Here is a 20,717-nt window from a genome sequence, read left to right as displayed (position 1 = left end):
CATGAGCAGCAATCGCACCCACCAGTGGCGCGGCATCATCGAGGAGTACCGGGACCGCCTGCCGGTGACCGACGCGACGCCCGTGGTCACGCTCCGCGAAGGCGGCACTCCCCTCGTCCCCGCACAGGTGCTCTCCGAGCGCACCGGCTGCGAGGTGCACCTGAAGGTCGAGGGCGCGAACCCGACCGGGTCCTTCAAGGACCGCGGCATGACGATGGCGATCACCAAGGCCAAGGAGGACGGCGCCAAGGCCGTCATCTGCGCCTCGACGGGCAACACCTCGGCCTCCGCCGCGGCGTATGCGGTGCGTGCCGGGATGGTCTCCGCGGTCCTCGTGCCCCGCGGCAAGATCGCGCTCGGCAAGATGGGCCAGGCGCTGGTGCACGGCGCCAAGATCCTCCAGGTGGACGGCAACTTCGACGACTGCCTGGACCTCGCCCGTGCGCTGTCCGACAACTACCCGGTGGCGCTGGTCAATTCGGTCAACCCGGTGCGCATCGAGGGTCAGAAGACGGCCGCGTTCGAGATCGTCGACGCGCTCGGCGACGCCCCGGACATCCACGTGCTGCCCGTCGGCAACGCCGGCAACATCACCGCGTACTGGAAGGGCTTCAAGGAGTACAAGGCCGACGGCCTGTCCTCCCGTACGCCGCGCGTGTGGGGTTTCCAGGCGTCCGGATCCGCGCCGATCGTGCGCGGCGAGGTCGTCAAGGAGCCGCACACCATCGCCACCGCGATCCGCATCGGCAACCCGGCCTCCTGGGACTACGCGCTCGCCGCGCGGGACGAGTCGGGCGGTTTCATCGACGAGGTGACGGACCGCCAGATCCTGGCGGCGTACCGGCTGTTGGCCGCGCAGGAGGGCGTTTTCGTGGAGCCCGCCTCGGCCGCCTCCGTGGCGGGCCTGCTCAAGGCCGCCGAGCTGGGGCTGGTCGACCCGGGCCAGAAGATCGTATGCACCGTCACCGGCAACGGCCTCAAGGACCCCGACTGGGCGGTGGCCGGCGCCCCGCAGCCGGTCACCGTTCCGGTGGACGCCGAGGCCGCGGCCGTCCGGCTCGGCCTGGTCTGACCGGGCAAAGCCGCACCACCTCCCTGTGAGTTGCCGGGTTCCGGAGCCTTCCGGAACCCGGCAATCCAGGTCGTACGGCAGCAAAGGCCGACGGACCCGGAGCGAGGGCAGCGACACGCATCGTGCGCCTCCTGTGCGCCCTATGTCGCGAGAGAACCTTCCTTCGATAGGCTGTACTTACATCCGCCACCGCGCATATGACCGTGGTGCTGCCCAGAGGGCCTTCGGGTGTCGTACGTTCTCCAGTACATTCGCAGCGAGCCAGCGAACACCTCGTCTCGCACAGTCACAAGGAGTGTCATCGGACGATGGCCGGTCCAGCGTTCCGCGCCGCCGCCGTACGGGTGCGCGTCCCCGCCAGCAGTGCCAACCTCGGCCCGGGTTTCGACGCCCTGGGCCTGGCCCTGGGCCTCTACGACGACGTCGTCGTCCGGGTGGCCGATTCCGGCCTGCACGTCGACATCGCCGGTGAGGGTGCCGACACCCTCCCGCGGGACGAGAGCCACCTGCTCGTACGCTCCATGCGCACCACCTTCGACCTGCTGGGCGGCCAGCCGCGCGGCCTTGAGGTCGTCTGCGCCAACCGCATCCCGCACGGCCGCGGCCTCGGGTCCTCCTCCGCCGCCATCTGCGCCGGCATCGTCGCCGCCCGCGCGGTGACCATAGGCGGCGAGGCCAAGCTGGACGACGCCGCCGTACTGGAACTGGCCACCGAGATCGAGGGCCACCCCGACAACGTCGCCGCCTGTCTGCTCGGCGGCTTCACCCTGGCGTGGATGGACGGCGGCAGTGCCAAGGCGATCCGGATGGAGCCCGCCGGTTCCATCGTTCCGGTGGTCTTCGTGCCCTCCAAGCCCGTCCTGACCGAGACCGCGCGCGGCCTGCTGCCGCGCAGCGTCCCGCACGTCGACGCGGCCGTGAACGCGGGCCGGGCGGCCCTGCTCGTCGAAGCCCTGACCAGGCGTCCCGAGTTGCTGCTGCCGGCCACCGAAGACCGGCTCCACCAGGAGTACCGGTCCCCCGCGATGCCCGAGAGCGTGGCACTCGTGGGCCGACTGCGGGCGGACGGCATCCCCGCGGTCATCTCCGGCGCGGGCCCGACGGTCCTCGCGCTGGCCGACAACGACGCGGCCGACAAGGTCGCGCAGCTCGCCGGCGAAGGATGGGCGGCCAACCGGCTCGCCCTCGACGCCGCGGGCGCGAGCGTACTTCCGCTGGGCACCCCGGCCGGTTAGGCCGCGGACTGCGCAGGACGGGCGGTGGCCGGAAAACGTCCACCGCCCGGGGGCGGCCAGGGCAGGCCGCTCCGCGGAAGGCGCGATTGCAGGTGATTGAGAGGGGGAATATCTATTGGATCCGGTAGTGTTAGTCTCAAGTGCGCAGCCGAAGCCGCCATGGCTCGGTGCTCAGTGTCCCCATCCGGGACCACCTTTCTTCCGGGAGCCTCCCCGACTGCTTTGATCGCTGCCAGCAGTTTCGAGCACGCTCCGGAATCGGCGTGAACTTCCCACGCTTCCAGCTCGGGGGCCTCTCGCCGGAACCACCATGCACGTTTCTTCCGCCGTATCTCTCACCGGCGGACCACCGCCCCGGCTGCGGTCCACGTCCCATCAGGCCATGGACTGCCGTCGGACAGCACAACCGGTCGCCGAGCCAGACAGGCCGACGTCCGCTCCAGGGAAGGACCCTTCGTGAGCGACACCACCGATCTGATGGGCGCTGCCGACACCAATGTCGACGCCAGTGCCCCCGCCGCGGGCGCCCCGGCCGCCACTGCCGGACGGCGCCGCCGCTCCGGCACCGGCCTTGAGGGCATGGTCCTGGCCGAGCTGCAGCAGGTCGCGTCCGGCCTCGGCATCAGGGGCACCGCGCGGATGCGCAAGAGCCAGCTGATCGAGGTCATCAAGGAGGCCCAGGCGGGTGGCGGCAGCGCCCCCAAGGCCGCGGCCGCCACGACCGCCGAGGCCGCCGAGGCCAAGCCGAAGCGCCGCGCCACCAGCAAGGCCCGCACCGGCGAGACCGCCGCCCAGGCGCCCGCCGAGAAGCCTGCCACGCAGGCGCAGATCGAGATCCCGGGCCAGCCGGCCGGTGGCCCCTCCCGCACGAGCGAAGCCGAGCGCGGGACAGAGGAAGCCCCGGCCGGCGAGCGCCGCCGCCGCCGGGCCACGGCCCCCTCCGGCAGCCCGGAGACCGCGGCTCCGGTCGCCACGGCCGTCCAGGTCGAGCAGAAGACCGAGACCGCCTCCGCGCCTGCCGCCACCGCGCAGACCGATGTCAAGGCCGAGGCCGCCACTGCCGTCTCCGCGCCCGCGCAGGACGGCGAGGGCCGCGGCCGCCGCGACCGCCGCGACCGCGGTGACCGTGCCGAGCGCGGCGACCGCCAGGGCCGTCGCGAGCGCGGCGCCAAGGCCGATGACCAGGGCCAGGGCGCCCCGGGCCAGGGCGGCGGTCAGGGCGGCGGCCGTCAGGACCGCCAGCAGGGCGGCCGGGGCCAGGGCCAGCAGGGTCAGCAGGGCCGCCAGGACGGCGGTCCGCAGGACGACTTCGACGACGAGGGCGGCCGCCGCGGCCGTCGCGGCCGCTACCGCGACCGCCGGGGCCGCCGCGGACGCGACGAGTTCGCGCCGGGCGAGCCGCAGGTCGCCGACGACGACGTCCTGATCCCCGTCGCGGGCATCCTGGACATCCTCGACAACTACGCGTTCATCCGGACCTCGGGCTACCTGCCCGGCCCCAACGACGTGTACGTCTCCCTCGCCCAGGTCCGCAAGGCGGGTCTGCGCAAGGGCGACCACGTCACCGGTGCCGTGCGCCAGCCCAAGGACGGCGAGCGCCGCGAGAAGTTCAACGCCCTCGTGCGGCTGGACTCCGTCAACGGCATGGCGCCCGAATCGGGCCGGGGCCGACCGGAGTTCCAGAAGCTGACGCCGCTGTACCCGCAGGACCGGCTCCGCCTGGAGACCGACCCGGGCGTGCTGACGACCCGCATCATCGACCTCGTGTCGCCGATCGGCAAGGGTCAGCGAGGCCTGATCGTGGCCCCGCCGAAGACCGGCAAGACCATGATCATGCAGGCGATCGCCAACGCGATCACCACCAACAACCCCGAGTGCCACCTGATGGTCGTCCTGGTCGACGAGCGTCCGGAAGAGGTCACCGACATGCAGCGGTCGGTCAAGGGCGAGGTCATCTCCTCGACCTTCGACCGCCCGGCCGAGGACCACACCACCGTCGCCGAGCTGGCCATCGAGCGCGCCAAGCGCCTCGTCGAGCTGGGTCACGACGTGGTCGTCCTGCTGGACTCCATCACCCGTCTGGGCCGCGCGTACAACCTCGCGGCGCCCGCCTCCGGCCGCATCCTGTCCGGTGGTGTCGACTCGACCGCGCTGTACCCGCCGAAGCGCTTCTTCGGTGCCGCGCGCAACATCGAGGACGGCGGCTCGCTGACCATCCTGGCCACCGCGCTGGTCGACACCGGCTCGCGCATGGACGAGGTGATCTTTGAGGAGTTCAAGGGCACCGGCAACATGGAGCTCAAGCTCGACCGGAAGCTCGCCGACAAGCGCATCTTCCCGGCGGTCGACGTCGACCCGTCGGGCACCCGCAAGGAGGAGATCCTCCTCAACAGCGAGGAGCTCGCCATCGTCTGGAAGCTGCGCCGGGTGCTGCACGCGCTCGACTCGCAGCAGGCGATCGAGCTGCTGCTCGACAAGATGAAGCAGACGAAGTCGAACGCCGAGTTCCTGATGCAGATCGCCAAGACGACTCCGTCGGGCAAGAACGACGACTGACCGTCTTCGCCGCGCACCACCGAGGCCGCCCCCGCCGCATCCGCGACGGGGGCGGCCTCGCGTGCGCGTCCGGTGCGCCGGCGCGTACGCAGGCGCGTGCGGGCGGTCGCAGGGGAGGGCGTACGGGTGCGAGCTTCGCCACACCCGGCCGCCGGGCGACCTGCGTACGCCGCCGCCCCCGCCGGCCGGGAAACCGCAGGCGGGAGCGGGCGCGGCCGAGCGCCCGTCCCGTCCGGCCCGGCCGCGGCCGTCCGCCGGCGGCCCCCGTACGCCGTGGAACCCTGAGGGGGCGTTCCGCCGTCTGTGTCAGCGACAGCGGGAGGCCACCGGGCCGGAACCCGCCGGAGACGGTACGCAGGACTGAGGAGAGCATGAGCGAGGACAGCAGCGGCCAGGGCCGACGCGCCGCGGGCCGGCGCCGACGGAAACCGGCGAAGCGCCGCAGAGCCCTCGCGATCGCGGCGTGGAGCGCCGCCGGCGTCGTCCTCCTCGGCGGAGCGGGCCTCGGCTACGTCTACTTCACGCTGAACGGGAACCTGAAGACGGTCGACATCGACCAGGCCCTCGGCACCGACCGTCCCCAGGACGTGGACAACGGCTCGATGGACATCCTCGTCCTTGGCTCCGACTCCCGCGGCGGCGCCAACGGCGAGTACGGACACGACGACGGCGGCTCCGCCCGCTCCGACACGGCGATGATCGTCCACCTGTACGAGGGCCACAAGAAGGCCAGCGTCATATCGATCCCGCGCGACACCCTGGTCACCCGGCCCGCCTGCACGGTCACCGGCTCGAACAAGACCGACCGCGGCGGGCCGCGCCAGATGTTCAACGAGTCGTTCACCATCGGCGGGGCGGCCTGCGCCGTCAAGACCGTCGAGAAGATGTCGGGGATCCGCATGGACCACTACATCGAGGTCGACTTCACGGGCTTCAAGAAGATCATCGACAACCTCGGCGGCGTCGAGGTGACCACCACCAAGCCGATCAAGGACGGGTCCAGCCACCTCGACCTGCCCCCCGGCACCAACAAGCTCAACGGCGAACAGGCCCTCGGCCTCGTACGCACCCGCAAGAGCGTCGGCGACGGCAGCGACCTCGGCCGAATACAGCTGCAGCAGGCCTTCATCAAGGCCCTGATCAAGCAGGTCAAGGGCATCGGCCTCTTCGACAGCCCCAAGCGGCTGCTCGACCTCGCCGACACCTCCACCAAGTCGCTCACCACCGACACCCAGCTCGGCAGCGTGAAGGCGCTCGCGGGCTTCGCCCAGAGCCTCCAGGGCATCGACGCCCAGAACATGCAGATGATCACCCTGCCGGTGACCGCCGACGCCCGGGACCCCGACCGGGTCGTCCCGCTCACCAGGGAATCCCAGATGGTGTGGACCGCACTGCTGGGCGAGCAGCCGATCCCGGCCGAGGCCACGGCGAACTCCATGGGCGACAAGGGCAAGGCGGGGGAGATCGTCCGCTAGGCGTTCACCGGGCCCCTCGCCGGGCTCTTCACCGGGCCCTCCGCCCGGGCCCCGCCCGGCTCCACGGCCCGCGGAATAGATCCCGGACCCCCCTCGTTGAGGGGATCGTCCTCAGAATTTTGACAGGCAGCCCGGTCCTGGCAGACTGGTCTGTCGGCCCCGGTTCACGCAGTGCGCAATTCGGCTCCTGCGACCCGGCGCCCTCCCGAATCTAGGAGACACCTTGAAGCGCGATGTTCACCCCGAGTACGTCGAGACCCAGGTCAGCTGCACCTGTGGCGCGTCGTTCACCACCCGCAGCACCCTGACCGAGGGCACCATCCGTGCCGAGGTCTGCTCCGAGTGCCACCCGTTCTACACGGGCAAGCAGAAGATCCTCGACACCGGTGGCCGTGTCGCCCGCTTCGAGGCCCGCTTCGGCAAGGCTGCCGGCTCGAAGTAGCGAGCCCCCGGCGCCGGACCCCGGCTGCACCCTGTCCACACGGGGGCGGCCGGACCGGCGCCTTTGTCGTCCCGCAGCCCTTTTTCGTACTTTTCACCCCAGGAGCCCCCGATGTTCGAGGCGGTCGAGGAACTGGTCGGCGAGCACGCCGACCTTGAGAAGAAGCTCGCCGACCCTTCGGTCCACTCCGATCAGGCCAACGCGCGCAAGCTCAACAAGCGCTACGCGGAGCTGACCCCGATCATCGCGACCTACCGGGCGTGGAAGCAGACCGGGGAGGACATCGAGACCGCGAAGGAGTTCGCGGCCGACGACCCGGACTTCGCCGCCGAGGTCAAGGAGCTGGGCGCGCAGCGCGAGGAGCTCACCGAGAAGCTTCGCCTGCTGCTGGTCCCCCGCGACCCCAGCGACGACAAGGACGTGCTCCTGGAGGTCAAGGCGGGCGCGGGCGGCGACGAGTCGGCCCTCTTCGCCGGCGACCTGCTGCGCATGTACCTGCGCTACGCCGAGCGGGTGGGCTGGAAGACCGAGATCATCGACGCCACCGAGTCCGAGCTCGGCGGCTACAAGGACGTGCAGGTCTCCGTCCGCACCAAGGGCGGCAACGGCGCCACCGAGCCCGGCCAGGGCGTCTGGGCCCGCCTGAAGTACGAGGGCGGCGTGCACCGCGTCCAGCGCGTTCCGGCCACCGAGTCGCAGGGCCGCATCCACACCTCCGCCGCGGGCGTGCTCGTCACCCCGGAGGCCGAGGAGGTCGAGGTCGAGATCAACCCCAACGACCTGCGCATCGACGTCTACCGCTCGTCCGGCCCCGGCGGCCAGTCCGTCAACACCACCGACTCGGCCGTGCGCATCACGCACATCCCGACCGGTGTGGTCGCCTCCTGCCAGAACGAGAAGAGCCAGCTCCAGAACAAGGAGCAGGCGATGCGTATCCTTCGCTCACGCCTGCTCGCGGCCGCCCAGGAAGCAGCCGAGCAGGAGGCCTCCGACGTGCGCCGCAGCCAGGTGCGCTCCGTGGACCGCTCCGAGAAGATCCGTACGTACAACTTCCCGGAAAACCGGATCTCGGACCACCGGACCGGCTTCAAGGCGTACAACTTGGACCAGGTGCTCGACGGCGACCTCGACCCGGTCATCCAGGCCTGCGTCGACACCGACTCGGCCGCCAAGCTCGCCGCCGCGAACTGATCAGCCCGCTCCGCCCCCGCACCACCCCCGTACGACAGCAGCCCGGAGGACCAGCGTGAACTTGCTGCTTGCCGAGGTGGCCCAGGCCACCCAGCGGCTGGCCGCCGCCGGCGTGCCCTCACCGCGCTTCGACGCGGAGGAGCTCGCGGCCTTCGTGCACGGCGTCAAGCGGGGGGAACTGCACCACGTCAAGGACGCGGACTTCGACGCCCGCTACTGGGAGGCCGTCGCCCGGCGCGAGGCGCGCGAGCCGCTGCAGCACATCACCGGGCGCGCCTTCTTCCGGTACCTGGAGCTCCAGGTCGGGCCCGGGGTGTTCGTGCCCCGGCCCGAGACCGAGTCGGTCGTGGACTGGGCCATACACGCCGTCCGGGCGATGGACGTCGTCGAGCCGCTGATCGTGGACCTGTGCACCGGTTCCGGCGCCATCGCGCTCGCCATGGCGCAGGAGGTGCCGCGCTCGCGCGTGCACGCCGTCGAGCTGTCCGAGGAAGCGCTGCGGTGGACCCGCAAGAACGCCGAGGGCACCCGGGTCAGCGTCCACCAGGGCGACGCGCTCAGTGCGCTGCCCGAGCTGGACGGCCAGGTCGACCTGGTCATCTCCAACCCGCCGTACATCCCGCTCACCGAGTGGGAGTACGTGGCCCCCGAGGCCCGTGACCACGATCCGGAGATGGCCCTCTTCTCCGGCGAGGACGGCCTCGACACCATCCGGGGCATCGAGCGCACCGCGCACCGGCTGCTGCGGCCCGGCGGCATCGTCGTCATCGAGCACGCCGACACCCAGGGCGGCCAGGTTCCGTGGATCTTCGCCGAGGAGCGAGGCTGGGCCGACGCCGCCGACCATCCCGACCTGAACAACCGCCCGCGCTTCGCGACCGCCCGCAAGGCCCTGCCGTGAGCGCGTCCCCGCCCGAGAACACCCTGCTGCACGAGGAGTCCCGCTGATGGCCCGGCGATACGACTGCAACGACGCGACGGACCGCAAGACGGGCCTGCGTGAAGCCGCCTCCGCCGTGCGCCGCGGCGAACTCGTCGTGCTGCCCACCGACACCCTGTACGGGATCGGTGCGGACGCCTTCAGCGCCGAGGCCGTCGGCGACCTGCTCGCCGCCAAGGGACGCGGCCGCAACATGCCGGTCCCGGTGCTCATCGGCTCCCCGAACACCCTGCACGGCCTCGTCACGGACTTCTCCGAGCAGGCGTGGGAGCTCGTCGACGCCTTCTGGCCGGGCGCGCTCACGCTGGTCGCCAAGCACCAGCCGTCGCTGGCGTGGGACCTGGGCGAGACCGGCGGCACCGTTGCCGTCCGCATGCCCCTGCACCCCGTCGCGATCGAGCTGCTGACCGAGGTCGGGCCGATGGCCGTGTCCTCGGCGAACCTGTCGGGGCAGCCCGCGCCGGAGGACTGCGAGGCGGCGCGGGCGATGCTCGGCGACTCCGTGTCGGTGTACCTGGACGGCGGTCCGACGCCGGGCATCCAGCCGTCCTCGATCGTCGACGTCACCGGAAAGGTTCCCGTCCTGCTGCGTGAGGGGGCGCTGACCGCCGAGCAGCTGCGGGAGGTCGTACCCGACCTTGAGGTGGCCCCGTGAGCCCTGAGGGGCGTGGCATAGCAAGCGGGCACCACCCGGCGGCGGCCCGGTCGGACACCTTCCGCATCCTCCACGTCAGCACCGGAAACGTGTGCCGCTCGCCCATCACCGAGCGGCTGACCCGGCATGCGCTGGCGCACCGGCTGGGCGGGCTGCCGGCCGGCGGCCTGATCGTGGAGAGCGCGGGCACCTGGGGCCACGAGGGCGCCCCGATGGAGGCCAACGCGGCGGCCGTGCTGGCGGACTTCGGCGCGGACGCCTCCGGGTTCACCGGGCGGGAGCTGCTGGACGAGCACGTGATCCGCGCCGACCTCGTGCTGACGGCCACCCGGGACCACCGGGCGCAGGTCATCTCGATGGGGCACTCGGCGGGGCTGCGGACCTTCACGCTGAAGGAGTTCACGCGCCTGGTGCGGGCCATAGACCCGGCCACGCTGCCGCCGCTGGACGACGGGGTGGCCGAGCGGGCCCGCGCCCTGGTGCGGGCCGCGGCCGCGCTGCGCGGGTGGCTGCTGGCGCCCTCGCCGGACGCGGACGAGGTGTACGACCCGTACGGCGCGCCGATCACCTTCTTCCGTTCCATCGGCGACGAGATCAACCAGGCGCTCGATCCGGTGGTCACGGCCCTGACCGGCGTCACGGCCGCCCGCTGACCCTCCCGGTCCGCACGCGCGGTCTGCGGGCCGTCGAAGGCCGCGGCGGGCGACGCACCGGGCTCCGACGGACGGCCCGCAGGGCGGAACGGGCCGGGGCGTCCTAGAGTGGCGGGTACCGGGACAGCCCACTGGAGTCGCGCCATGAGCGTCATCACCCCGCCCACGGACCTGCTGCGGCAGCAGGATCCGCAGATGGCCGACGTGCTCGCCGGTGAGGCGCAGCGGCAGGCCGGCACGTTGCAGCTGAGCGCCGCCGAGAACTTCACCTCGCCCGCCGTGCTCGCCGCGCTCGGCTCGGCGCTCGCCAACAAGTACGCCGAGGGCTATCCGGGCCGCCGCTACCACGGCGGCTGCGAGTACGCCGACCTCGCGGAGCGGGCGGCCATCGAGCGGGCCTGCGCCCTCTTCGGCGTCGAGCACGCCAACGTACAGCCGCACTCCGGCTCCGCGGCCGTCCTGGCCGCCTACGCCGCACTGCTGAGGCCGGGGGACACGGTGCTCGCGATGGGGCTCGCGTACGGCGGGCACCTGACGCACGGCTCGCCCGCGAACTTCTCCGGGCGGTGGTTCAACTTCGTGGGCTACGGGGTCGACGCCGAGACCGGGCTCGTCGACTACCACCAGGTGCAGAACCTGGCCCGGACGCACCGGCCCAAGGCCATCGTCTGCGGGTCGATCTCCTCCCCGCGCCACCCCGAGTACGCGGCGTTCCGGGAGATCGCCGACGAGGTGGGGGCCTTCCTCATCGCGGACGCCGCGCACCCCATCGGGCTGGTCGCGGGCGGGGCGGCGCCCAGCCCGGTCCCGTACGCGGACATCGTCTGCGCGACCACGCACAAGGTGCTGCGGGGCCCGCGCGGCGGGATGATCCTGTGCGGCTCCGAGTTCGCCGAGCGGATCGACCGGGCGGTGTTCCCCTTCACCCAGGGCGGCGCCCAGATGCACACCATCGCCGCGAAGGCGGTGGCGTTCGGGGAGGCGGCCGCGCCCGCGTTCACCACGTACGCCCACCGGGTGGTGGCCAACGCGCGGGTGCTGGCGCAGGAGCTGGAGGGCTGCGGCTTCACCGTGACGACGGGCGGCACCGACACCCACCTGATCGTCGCCGACCCGGCCGGCCTCGGCATCGACGGGCCGACCGCCCGTGCCCGGCTCGCCGCGGCCGGGATCGTCCTCGACACGTGCGCCCTGCCGTACGGGGACCAGCGCGGGATCCGCCTCGGAACGGCGGCCGTGACGACCCAGGGCATGCGGGAGCCCGAGATGGCGCGGATCGCGGAGCTGTTCACCGCAGCGCTGACGGGCAACGCGACGAGAACCCGGACGGCAGTCACCGAACTGACGGGTGGATTCCCCCCGTACCAGGAGTGAAGCGGACAAAAGGGGGAGCGGTGGAACCGGCATACGGACCCCTCGCGTCCTCGGTGGCGGGGACATCGCAGCTAATGTGTGGGGCTGAGATGGCCGGCGATACATCTGGGGCAGCCCGTGCGTGAATATCTGCTGACGCTTTGCGTCACGGTCGCGGTGACCTACCTGCTGACCGGGCCCGTGCGGAAGTTCGCGATCGCGGCCGGCGCCATGCCGGAGATCCGCGCCCGCGACGTCCACCGCGAGCCCACCCCGCGGCTCGGCGGCATCGCCATGTTCGGCGGACTGTGCGCGGGGCTGCTGGTCGCCGACCACCTGCAGAACCTCAACGGCGTCTTCGAGCTGTCGAACGAACCCAGGGCGCTGCTGTCGGGTGCCGCCCTGATCTGGCTGATCGGCGTCCTCGACGACAAGTTCGAGATCGACGCCCTGATCAAGCTCGGCGCCCAGATGATCGCCGCCGGCGTGATGGTCATGCAGGGTCTGACCATGCTGTGGATCCCCGTCCCGTGGATCGGGACGGTCGCCCTGACCCAGTGGCAGGGCAACCTGCTCACCGTGGCGCTCGTGGTGATCACCATCAACGCGGTGAACTTCGTGGACGGCCTCGACGGACTGGCCGCCGGCATGGTGTGCATCGCCTCCGCCGCGTTCTTCCTGTACGCGTACCGGATCTGGTTCGGCTACGGCATCGAGGCGGCCGCGCCCGCCACCCTCTTCTCCGCCATCCTGATGGGCATGTGCCTGGGCTTCCTGCCGCACAACATGCACCCCGCCCGGATCTTCATGGGCGACTCCGGCTCGATGCTCATCGGCCTGGTGCTCGCCGCCGGAGCGATCTCCATCACCGGGCAGGTGGACCCGGACACCATGGCCCTGTTCGCGGGCGGTGAGCGCAATGCCACCCACGCGATGCTGCCGGTCTTCATCCCGCTGCTGCTGCCGCTGACCATCATCGCGATCCCGATGACCGACCTGATCCTGGCCGTCGTCCGGCGTACGTGGAACGGCAAGTCGCCCTTCGCGGCGGACCGCGGGCACCTGCACCACCGGCTGCTGGAACTCGGGCATTCGCACAGCCGCGCCGTGCTGATCATGTACTTCTGGTCGGGGCTGATCGCCTTCGGCGCCGTGGCCTACTCGGTGCATTCGGCCTCGATGTGGATCGTGCTCGTGATCGTCGCGCTGAGTGCGGTGGGCCTGGTCCTGCTGCTCCTGCCGCGGTTCACCCCGCGGGCACCGCGCTGGGCCGAGTTCCTGGTGCCGCCCCGCTACCGGCACGCGGAGCGGGCCGCCGAGGCGGCAGCCCTGGACGACTCGGGCCTGGAGCCGGAGCCGGCCAGGCCGATCGTGGTCGGTGTGTCCGGCGTCAACGGAGCGACCGCGGTAGGCCCCCGTTCGCGCTTCCCCGACCGGCGTAAGGCCGGATCGGCGCGCTGACGACGCCGGAACAAGTCCGACATGGGCGTCCTTTAGCACACGAGACCATCGGCTGTCGCGCACACACGGGCGGGTTACCTCTCATGTGTGACAGTCGGCACACTCGCCGGGTAAAGCTCTCATCAAATAGTTTGTGATACCGTTCACTAAACCCGGCGACAGAGCCGAAGGACCGTAGTGCGACGGTCCCTTGGCCCGAGGTTCGATCTCGGACCGGGCTTACGCTCGTCCCGTACGAGTCCCGTGCCCCCACCACCACGCGGAGCAACCCGCCATGCGGTCAGATGACGTCCGATCCCTCCTGCACGCCGCTGTGCCCACAGCCGCTGCCGGCGGCCTTGCCGCCGTCATCAGCGCTGTCGTGGCCGGCGGCAAGGGGGCTTTGGGGGCGGTCATCGCCACGCTGGTGGTGCTGCTCTTCATGGGCGCCGGATTCGTCATTCTGCAACGCACCGCGAAATCGCTGCCGCACCTGTTCCAGGCCATGGGGCTCATGCTCTACACGGTCCAGATCCTGCTGCTCTTCGTCTTTGTCGCCGTGTTCAAGAACACGACGCTGTTCCACCCCAAGGCCTTCGCGATCACGCTCGTCGCCACCACCCTCGTGTGGATCGGTGCACAGACGCGTGCACACATGAAGGCCAAGATCCTCTACGTCGAACCGGACTCGAAGGGCGACAAGCCCGAAAATTCGGGGCCGAAGTCGTGAGGGGTAGGGCCGGAATAAGGGCGAGTTCGAGATGCTGCTATCGTCCGGTGCCAACTGCGGCATTGCGGGCGCGGGCATCTGAGCTGACGCCTGTTCCATCGCGAGGCTCGATGCCTGACCGCCGCCCCCAAACCCGTTACACCAGTCCAGTGCCGAACCGCGGCCGTGCGCCGCGCCGACACAACGAGGTTGCCGTACCTATGCGCCACGCTGAAGGAGCCCGCGGTGAGTGACCCGACGCAGGTGCTCGCTTTCGAGACCGACTGTCACATCTTCGACGGATGCGGCTTCCCCGGTCCGGGCCTGCACTCGTTCCTCTTCGAGCCGCTGTGGGGCGAAGCGGGCCTGACGAGCGCGTACTTCAACAAGCCGATGCTGCTCGCCCTGCTCGGCTCGCTGATCATCGTCGCCTTCTTCTGGGCGGCTTTCCGCAAGCCGAAGGTCGTCCCCGGCAAGCTCCAGATGGTCGCCGAGTCCGGCTACGACTTCGTGCGCCGCGGCATCGTGTACGAGACGCTGGGCAAGAAGGAGGGCGAGAAGTACGTCCCCTTCATGGTCTCGCTGTTCTTCTTCGTCTGGATCCTGAACGTCTGGTCGATCGTCCCCGTGGCGCAGTTCCCGGTGACCTCGATCATCGCGTACCCGGCGGTTCTCGCGGCGATCGTCTACTTCATCTGGATGTCGGTGACGTTCAAGCGTCACGGCTTCGTCGGCGGTTTCAAGAACCTCACCGGCTACGACAAGTCGCTCGGCCCGGTGCTCCCGCTCGTCATGGTCATCGAGTTCTTCTCGAACGTCCTGGTGCGCCCCTTCACCCACGCGGTCCGACTCTTCGCGAACATGTTCGCCGGTCACACCCTGCTGCTGCTGTTCACCATCGCCAGCTGGTACCTGCTGAACGGGATCGGGATCGCCTACGCGGGCGTCTCGTTCATCATGGTCATCGTGATGACCGCCTTCGAGCTCTTCATCCAGGCTGTCCAGGCGTACGTCTTCGTCCTCCTGGCCTGCAGCTTCATCCAGGGCGCGCTCGCCGAGCACCACTGAGTCCGGCCCACCCCCAAACCCCCTTGTCGTCCGGTGGCCAACCCCCACCGGTCCGTGAAAGAGAAGGAAGAACTGGCATGTCCCAGATCCTTGCTGCCGCCGAAGGCGTCACCGGTTCCCTCAGCTCCATCGGTTACGGCCTCGCGGCCATCGGCCCGGGCGTCGGCGTCGGCATCATCTTCGGTAACGGCACGCAGGCTCTCGCCCGTCAGCCCGAGGCTGCCGGTCTGATCCGCGCCAACCAGATCCTCGGCTTCGCCTTCTGTGAGGCGCTCGCCCTCATCGGTCTGGTCATGCCGTTCGTCTACTAAGACGAACCGACCACTAGTCCGATTAGACGAAAGGCACTGATGTGAACCTCCTGGTTCTCGCGGCCGAGACGGAAAACCCGCTCGTCCCGCCGATCCCCGAGCTCGTCATCGGTCTGATCGCCTTCGTCATCGTCTTCGGTTTCCTCGCGAAGAAGCTCCTCCCGAACATCAACAAGGTTCTGGACGAGCGTCGCGAGGCCATCGAGGGCGGTATCGAGAAGGCTGAGGCCGCTCAGACCGAGGCCCAGAGCGTGCTGGAGCAGTACAAGGCCCAGCTCGCCGAAGCCCGGCACGAGGCCGCGCGCCTGCGCCAGGAAGCGCTGGAGCAGGGCACTGCGCTCAAGGAAGAACTGCGCGCAGAGGGCCAGCGGCAGCGTGAGGAGATCATCGCTGCCGGCCACGCCCAGATCGAGGCCGACCGCAAGGCCGCCTCTCAGGCGCTGCGTCAGGACGTGGGCAAGCTCGCCACCGACCTGGCCGGCAAGCTCGTCGGTGAGTCCCTTGAGGACGTCGCCCGCCAGAGCCGCACCATCGACCGCTTCCTCAGCGAGCTTGAGGAGAAGGCCGAGGCGGCCCGATGAACGGAGCGAGCCGCGAGGCGCTGGCCTCCGCGCGTGAGCGTCTCGACGCGCTGACGGACAACACGTCCGTCGACGCGGCGAAGCTCGCCGGTGAGCTGGCTGCCGTCACCGCGCTGCTCGACCGTGAGGTCTCGCTGCGTCGGGTCCTCACCGACCCGGCGCAGTCCGGCGAGGCCAAGGCCGAGCTGGTGGGCCGGCTGCTGTCCGGCCAGGTCGGCGGGGAGACCCTCGACCTGGTGTCGGGCATGGTCCGGTCCCGCTGGTCGCAGTCCCGCGACCTGGTGGACTCGCTGGAGGAGCTGGCGGCCACCGCCGACCTCACGGCGGCCCAGCAGGGCGACGCGCTGGACAACGTCGAGGACGAGCTGTTCCGGTTCGGCCGGATCGTCGCCTCGAACACCGGGCTGCGCTCCGCGCTGACCGACCGGTCGGCCACCGCCTCCGCGAAGGGCGAGCTGCTGCGCAGCCTGCTCAGCGGCAAGGCGAACGCGGTCACCGAGCGTCTGGTCACGCGTCTCGTCACGCACCCGCGTGGACGTAGCCTGGAGGCGGGACTCGAGTCCCTGTCCAAGCTCGCCGCCGAGCGCCGCAACCGCATGGTCGCCACCGTGACCACCGCGGTTCCGCTCAGCGACGTGCAGCGGCAGCGTCTCGGCGCGGTGCTGGCGAAGCTGTACGGCCGCCAGATGCACCTGAACCTGGACGTGGACCCCTCGGTCCTCGGCGGGATCGTGGTGCGCGTCGGCGACGAGGTCATCGACGGCAGCGTCGCGGAGCGCCTTTCCGAGGCCTCCCGCCGCATGGCCGGCTGACCGGCCACCAAAAGAACAACGCATTCCTAGCGGCCCGGTTGGGCCGTGCAGAACTTGCAGAAGATTCCTGGGGGTCGCCCCCAGACCCCTAAGAAGCTTCAGGCCCAACAAGGAGAGCAGGGAACCCAGATGGCGGAGCTCACGATCCGGCCGGAGGAGATCCGGGACGCACTGGAGAACTTTGTCCAGTCGTACCAGCCGGACGCGGCCTCGCGCGAGGAGGTCGGAACGGTCAGCGTTGCCGGCGACGGCATCGCGAAGGTGGAGGGTCTGCCCTCCGCCATGGCGAACGAGCTGCTGAAGTTCGAGGACGGCACCCTCGGTCTCGCCCTCAACCTTGAGGAGCGCGAGATCGGTGCGATCGTCCTCGGCGAGTTCAACGGCATCGAAGAGGGCCAGCCGGTGCAGCGCACCGGTGAGGTTCTCTCCGTAGGTGTCGGCGAGGGCTACCTCGGCCGCGTTGTCGACCCGCTCGGCAACCCGATCGACGGCCTCGGCGAGATCGCGACCGAGGGCCGCCGCGCCCTCGAACTGCAGGCCCCGGGCGTCATGGTCCGCAAGTCGGTGCACGAGCCGATGCAGACCGGCTACAAGGCCGTCGACGCGATGGTGCCGATCGGCCGTGGCCAGCGTCAGCTGATCATCGGTGACCGTCAGACCGGCAAGACCGCTCTGGCCGTCGACACGATCATCAACCAGCGCGACAACTGGCGCTCGGGCGACGTGAACAAGCAGGTCCGCTGCATCTACGTCGCCATCGGCCAGAAGGGCTCGACCATCGCGTCCGTTCGCGGCGCCCTGGAAGAGGCCGGCGCGCTTGAGTACACGACCATCGTCGCCGCCCCGGCGTCCGACCCGGCCGGCTTCAAGTACCTGGCGCCGTACACCGGTTCCGCCATCGGTCAGCACTGGATGTACGCCGGCAAGCACGTCCTGATCATCTTCGACGACCTGTCGAAGCAGGCCGACGCCTACCGCGCCGTGTCGCTGCTGCTGCGCCGCCCGCCGGGCCGTGAGGCCTACCCGGGTGACGTCTTCTACCTGCACTCGCGTCTGCTGGAGCGTTGCGCCAAGCTCTCCGACGAGATGGGCGCCGGTTCGATGACCGGTCTGCCGATCGTCGAGACCAAGGCCAACGACGTCTCGGCGTTCATCCCGACCAACGTCATCTCCATCACCGACGGCCAGTGCTTCCTGGAGTCCGACCTGTTCAACGCCGGCCAGCGTCCGGCCCTGAACGTCGGTATCTCGGTCTCCCGCGTCGGTGGTTCCGCGCAGCACAAGGCCATGAAGCAGGTTTCCGGCCGTCTGCGCGTCGACCTGGCCCAGTACCGCGAGCTGGAGGCGTTCGCCGCCTTCGGTTCCGACCTGGACGCCGCGTCGAAGGCCTCGCTGGAGCGCGGCAAGCGCATGGTCGAGCTGCTGAAGCAGGGCCAGTACCAGCCGATGCCCGTCGAGGAGCAGGTCGTCTCCGTCTGGGCCGGCACCACCGGCAAGATGGACGACGTCCCGGTCGGCGACATCCGCCGCTTCGAGTCGGAGCTGCTGGAGTACCTGCGCCGCGAGCGCAAGGACCTCCTCACCTCGATCGCCGAGGGCGGCAAGATGTCGGACGACACCCTGACGTCGATCGCTGACGCCATCGCCGGCTTCAAGCGCCAGTTCGAGACCTCGGACGGCAAGCTCCTGGGCGAGGACGCACCGGCCGTCAACGTCTCCAAGTGACGACGGAAGGGACCTGACTCATGGGAGCGCAGCTCCGGGTCTACAAGCGTCGCATCCGTGCCATCACGGCGACCAAGAAGATCACCAAGGCGATGGAGATGATCTCCGCCTCGCGCATCGTCAAGGCGCAGCGCAAGGTGGCGGCATCGATGCCGTACGCAACCGAGCTCACCCGCGCGGTGACGGCGGTGGCGACCGGTTCGAACGCCAAGCACGCCCTGACCACCGAGGTCGAGACGCCGACCCGCGCCGCGGTCCTGCTCATCACGAGCGACCGCGGTCTGGCCGGCGGCTACTCCTCGAACGCCATCAAGCAGGCCGACCGGGTGACCGAGCGGCTGCGCAGCGAGGGCAAGGAGGTCGACACCTACATCGTCGGCCGCAAGGGTGTCGCGTACTACGGGTTCCGTGAGCGCAAGATCGCGGACTCGTGGACCGGCTTCACCGACCGGCCGGAGTACGCCGACGCCAAGCGCGTCGCGGGGCCGCTGATCGAGGCCATCCAGGCGGACACCGCCGAGGGCGGCATCGACGAGCTGCACATCGTCTACACGGAATTCGTGTCGATGATGACGCAGAACGCGGTGGACAGCCGGATGCTGCCGCTCAGCCTCGACCAGGCTCAGGAGGAGACCGGCACGAAGGGCGAGATCCTTCCGCTGTTCGACTTCGAGCCGTCGGCGGAGGACGTCCTCGACGCCCTGCTGCCGCGCTACGTCGAGAGCCGCATCTACAACGCACTGCTGCAGTCGGCTGCTTCCGAGCACGCCGCCCGCCGCCGCGCGATGAAGTCGGCGACCGACAACGCCGGAGACCTCATCAAGAGCCTCTCCCGGCTTGCCAACGCGGCCCGCCAGGCCGAAATCACCCAGGAAATCAGCGAGATCGTCGGTGGCGCCAGCGCCATGGCCGACGCGACCGCGGGGAGTGACAAGTAATGACGACCTCTGTTGAGACGGCCGCCGCCACGGGCCGCGTCGCCCGGGTCATCGGCCCGGTCGTCGACGTGGAGTTCCCCGTCGACGCGATGCCCGACATCTACAACGCGCTGAAGGTCCAGGTCGCCGACCCGGCCGAGGACGGCGCGCTCAAGACGCTGACCCTTGAGGTCGCCCAGCACCTGGGTGACGGCCTGGTCCGCACGATCTCCATGCAGCCCACCGACGGTCTGGTCCGCCAGGCCACGGTGACCGACACGGGCACGGGCATCACCGTCCCCGTCGGTGACTTCACCAAGGGCAAGGTCTTCAACACCCTGGGTGAGGTGCTCAACGTCCCCGAGGCCAACGCCGAGGTGACCGAGCGCTGGCCGATCCACCGCAAGGCGCCGAGCTTCGACGAGCTTGAGTCGAAGACGGAGATGTTCGAGACCGGCGTCAAGGTCATCGACCTCCTCACCCCGTACGTCAAGGGTGGAAAGATCGGTCTGTTCGGTGGTGCCGGTGTCGGCAAGACCGTTCTGATCCAGGAAATGATCTACCGCGTCGCCAACAACCACGACGGTGTGTCGGTGTTCGCGGGCGTCGGTGAGCGTACCCGTGAGGGCAACGACCTCATCGAGGAGATGCACGACTCGGGCGTCATCGACAAGACGGCCCTTGTCTTCGGCCAGATGGACGAGCCCCCGGGCACCCGTCTGCGCGTCGCCCTCGCCGGTCTGACCATGGCGGAGTACTTCCGCGATGTGCAGAAGCAGGACGTGCTCTTCTTCATCGACAACATCTTCCGGTACACCCAGGCGGGTTCCGAGGTGTCGACCCTGCTCGGCCGTATGCCCTCCGCGGTGGGTTACCAGCCGAACCTGGCCGACGAGATGGGCCTCCTCCAGGAGCGCATCACCTCGACCCGTGGTCACTCGATCACCTCGATGCAGGCGATCTACGTCCCCGCGGACGACCTGACCGACCCGGCGCCGGCCACCACCTTCGCCCACCTCGACGCGACGACGGTTCTCTCCCGTCCGATCTCCGAGAAGGGCATCTACCCGGCCGTGGACCCGCTGGACTCGACGTCCCGCATCCTCGACCCGCGGTACATCGCGGCGGACCACTACGCGACCGCCATGCGCGTCAAGGGGATCCTCCAGAAGTACAAGGACCTCCAGGACATCATCGCGATCCTCGGTATCGACGAGCTGGGCGAGGAGGACAAGCTCGTTGTCCACCGTGCCCGCCGCGTCGAGCGCTTCCTGTCGCAGAACACCCACGTCGCCAAGCAGTTCACCGGCGTGGACGGTTCGGACGTTCCGCTCGACGAGTCGATCACCGCGTTCAACGCGATCTGCGACGGTGAGTACGACCACTTCCCCGAGCAGGCGTTCTTCATGTGCGGTGGCATCGAGGACCTGAAGGCCAACGCCAAGGAGCTGGGCGTCTCCTGATCCGGCGCGCTCCGCGAGGAGCGCATCCGGTTCACCGGTTTCACGGAGAGGGGCGGGTGTGTCCCGTCCCTCTCCCCACGCCCATTAGAATTTGACCCAACACCCGGCTGACCCGCCGG

Annotated in this window: 19 protein-coding genes; all 19 read left to right on the top strand. The window is 70.0% G+C overall.

What is annotated here, in order from left to right:
* Nucleotide 1: 1 nt before the first annotated feature.
* The 19 genes from thrC (at nucleotide 2) to atpD (ending at nucleotide 20,598) form a co-directional block, all read left to right on the top strand.
* The gene (gene thrC, locus ABZ128_RS18170) at nucleotides 2-1,072 is read left to right on the top strand and encodes a threonine synthase (RefSeq protein WP_356849432.1); all 1,071 of its coding nucleotides are present in this window, start codon (nucleotides 2-4) and stop codon (nucleotides 1,070-1,072) included.
* Between the two features lie 308 nt (nucleotides 1,073-1,380).
* The gene (thrB, locus tag ABZ128_RS18165; RefSeq protein WP_356849430.1) at nucleotides 1,381-2,307 is read left to right on the top strand and encodes a homoserine kinase; all 927 of its coding nucleotides are present in this window, start codon (nucleotides 1,381-1,383) and stop codon (nucleotides 2,305-2,307) included.
* A gap of 456 nt (nucleotides 2,308-2,763) precedes the next feature.
* The gene (rho, locus tag ABZ128_RS18160) at nucleotides 2,764-4,863 is read left to right on the top strand and encodes a transcription termination factor Rho (protein WP_356849429.1); all 2,100 of its coding nucleotides are present in this window, start codon (nucleotides 2,764-2,766) and stop codon (nucleotides 4,861-4,863) included.
* Between the two features lie 371 nt (nucleotides 4,864-5,234).
* The gene (locus ABZ128_RS18155; RefSeq protein WP_356849427.1) at nucleotides 5,235-6,338 is read left to right on the top strand and encodes an LCP family protein; all 1,104 of its coding nucleotides are present in this window, start codon (nucleotides 5,235-5,237) and stop codon (nucleotides 6,336-6,338) included.
* A gap of 223 nt (nucleotides 6,339-6,561) precedes the next feature.
* Entirely contained in the window at nucleotides 6,562-6,780 is a 219-nt protein-coding gene (gene rpmE / locus ABZ128_RS18150; RefSeq protein ID WP_030153765.1) for a 50S ribosomal protein L31, read from the top strand.
* Between the two features lie 111 nt (nucleotides 6,781-6,891).
* The gene (prfA, locus tag ABZ128_RS18145; RefSeq protein WP_356849426.1) at nucleotides 6,892-7,971 is read left to right on the top strand and encodes a peptide chain release factor 1; all 1,080 of its coding nucleotides are present in this window, start codon (nucleotides 6,892-6,894) and stop codon (nucleotides 7,969-7,971) included.
* 55 nt (nucleotides 7,972-8,026) lie between these two features.
* The gene (gene prmC, locus ABZ128_RS18140) at nucleotides 8,027-8,872 is read left to right on the top strand and encodes a peptide chain release factor N(5)-glutamine methyltransferase (RefSeq protein ID WP_356849425.1); all 846 of its coding nucleotides are present in this window, start codon (nucleotides 8,027-8,029) and stop codon (nucleotides 8,870-8,872) included.
* A gap of 46 nt (nucleotides 8,873-8,918) precedes the next feature.
* Nucleotides 8,919-9,566, top strand: a complete 648-nt coding sequence (locus ABZ128_RS18135; protein WP_356849424.1) for an L-threonylcarbamoyladenylate synthase — start codon at nucleotides 8,919-8,921, stop codon at nucleotides 9,564-9,566.
* Entirely contained in the window at nucleotides 9,563-10,219 is a 657-nt protein-coding gene (locus ABZ128_RS18130) for a protein-tyrosine-phosphatase (protein ID WP_356849423.1), read from the top strand. The genes ABZ128_RS18135 and ABZ128_RS18130 overlap by 4 nt, the downstream gene beginning before the upstream one ends.
* Nucleotides 10,220-10,363: 144 nt before the next feature.
* The gene (gene glyA / locus ABZ128_RS18125) at nucleotides 10,364-11,593 is read left to right on the top strand and encodes a serine hydroxymethyltransferase (RefSeq protein ID WP_356849421.1); all 1,230 of its coding nucleotides are present in this window, start codon (nucleotides 10,364-10,366) and stop codon (nucleotides 11,591-11,593) included.
* 105 nt (nucleotides 11,594-11,698) lie between these two features.
* Complete coding sequence (locus ABZ128_RS18120) at nucleotides 11,699-13,033, top strand: MraY family glycosyltransferase (protein WP_356849507.1); 1,335 nt, start codon at nucleotides 11,699-11,701, stop codon at nucleotides 13,031-13,033.
* A 274-nt stretch (nucleotides 13,034-13,307) separates the two neighbouring features.
* Nucleotides 13,308-13,742, top strand: a complete 435-nt coding sequence (locus ABZ128_RS18115; RefSeq protein ID WP_356849420.1) for a hypothetical protein — start codon at nucleotides 13,308-13,310, stop codon at nucleotides 13,740-13,742.
* Nucleotides 13,743-13,952: 210 nt separating this feature from the next.
* Nucleotides 13,953-14,789 (top strand): F0F1 ATP synthase subunit A, encoded by an 837-nt coding sequence (atpB, locus tag ABZ128_RS18110; RefSeq protein WP_356849506.1) that lies wholly within the window; start codon nucleotides 13,953-13,955, stop codon nucleotides 14,787-14,789.
* A 77-nt stretch (nucleotides 14,790-14,866) separates the two neighbouring features.
* Nucleotides 14,867-15,100, top strand: coding sequence for an ATP synthase F0 subunit C (atpE, locus tag ABZ128_RS18105; RefSeq protein ID WP_355965164.1), 234 nt, complete (start codon nucleotides 14,867-14,869; stop codon nucleotides 15,098-15,100).
* A 41-nt stretch (nucleotides 15,101-15,141) separates the two neighbouring features.
* Nucleotides 15,142-15,681 (top strand): F0F1 ATP synthase subunit B, encoded by a 540-nt coding sequence (locus ABZ128_RS18100; RefSeq protein WP_356849419.1) that lies wholly within the window; start codon nucleotides 15,142-15,144, stop codon nucleotides 15,679-15,681.
* Nucleotides 15,678-16,493: a F0F1 ATP synthase subunit delta gene (locus ABZ128_RS18095; RefSeq protein WP_356849418.1), complete on the top strand. Its 816-nt coding sequence runs from the start codon at nucleotides 15,678-15,680 to the stop codon at nucleotides 16,491-16,493. The genes ABZ128_RS18100 and ABZ128_RS18095 overlap by 4 nt, the downstream gene beginning before the upstream one ends.
* 129 nt (nucleotides 16,494-16,622) lie before the next feature.
* Nucleotides 16,623-18,218, top strand: a complete 1,596-nt coding sequence (atpA, locus tag ABZ128_RS18090) for a F0F1 ATP synthase subunit alpha (protein ID WP_356849417.1) — start codon at nucleotides 16,623-16,625, stop codon at nucleotides 18,216-18,218.
* 20 nt (nucleotides 18,219-18,238) lie between these two features.
* A complete protein-coding gene (locus ABZ128_RS18085; RefSeq protein WP_356849416.1) occupies nucleotides 18,239-19,156 on the top strand; it encodes a F0F1 ATP synthase subunit gamma in 918 nt (305 codons plus the stop codon).
* Nucleotides 19,156-20,598: a F0F1 ATP synthase subunit beta gene (atpD, locus tag ABZ128_RS18080; protein WP_356849414.1), complete on the top strand. Its 1,443-nt coding sequence runs from the start codon at nucleotides 19,156-19,158 to the stop codon at nucleotides 20,596-20,598. The genes ABZ128_RS18085 and atpD overlap by 1 nt, the downstream gene beginning before the upstream one ends.
* The last annotated feature ends 119 nt before the right edge of the window (nucleotides 20,599-20,717 follow it).

It is taken from the genome of Streptomyces sp. NPDC006326, from assembly GCF_040612915.1.
Lineage (GTDB): Bacteria > Actinomycetota > Actinomycetes > Streptomycetales > Streptomycetaceae > Streptomyces.
The sequence above is the reverse complement of the archived record's forward strand: the minus strand, read 5'-3'. Positions and strand labels throughout refer to the sequence as shown.

Excerpts from the sequence above, each read along its gene's own strand:
- thrC (WP_356849432.1), top strand. The coding sequence starts at position 2 with ATGAGCAGCAATCGCACCCACCAGTGGCGCGGCATCATCGAGGAGTAC.
- thrB (WP_356849430.1), top strand. The coding sequence starts at position 1,381 with ATGGCCGGTCCAGCGTTCCGCGCCGCCGCCGTACGGGTGCGCGTCCCC.
- ABZ128_RS18155 (WP_356849427.1), top strand. The coding sequence starts at position 5,235 with ATGAGCGAGGACAGCAGCGGCCAGGGCCGACGCGCCGCGGGCCGGCGC.
- prfA (WP_356849426.1), top strand. The coding sequence starts at position 6,892 with ATGTTCGAGGCGGTCGAGGAACTGGTCGGCGAGCACGCCGACCTTGAG.
- ABZ128_RS18135 (WP_356849424.1), top strand. The coding sequence starts at position 8,919 with ATGGCCCGGCGATACGACTGCAACGACGCGACGGACCGCAAGACGGGC.
- glyA (WP_356849421.1), top strand. The coding sequence starts at position 10,364 with ATGAGCGTCATCACCCCGCCCACGGACCTGCTGCGGCAGCAGGATCCG.
- ABZ128_RS18115 (WP_356849420.1), top strand. The coding sequence starts at position 13,308 with ATGCGGTCAGATGACGTCCGATCCCTCCTGCACGCCGCTGTGCCCACA.
- atpE (WP_355965164.1), top strand. The coding sequence starts at position 14,867 with ATGTCCCAGATCCTTGCTGCCGCCGAAGGCGTCACCGGTTCCCTCAGC.
- ABZ128_RS18095 (WP_356849418.1), top strand. The coding sequence starts at position 15,678 with ATGAACGGAGCGAGCCGCGAGGCGCTGGCCTCCGCGCGTGAGCGTCTC.
- atpA (WP_356849417.1), top strand. The coding sequence starts at position 16,623 with ATGGCGGAGCTCACGATCCGGCCGGAGGAGATCCGGGACGCACTGGAG.
- ABZ128_RS18085 (WP_356849416.1), top strand. The coding sequence starts at position 18,239 with ATGGGAGCGCAGCTCCGGGTCTACAAGCGTCGCATCCGTGCCATCACG.
- atpD (WP_356849414.1), top strand. The coding sequence starts at position 19,156 with ATGACGACCTCTGTTGAGACGGCCGCCGCCACGGGCCGCGTCGCCCGG.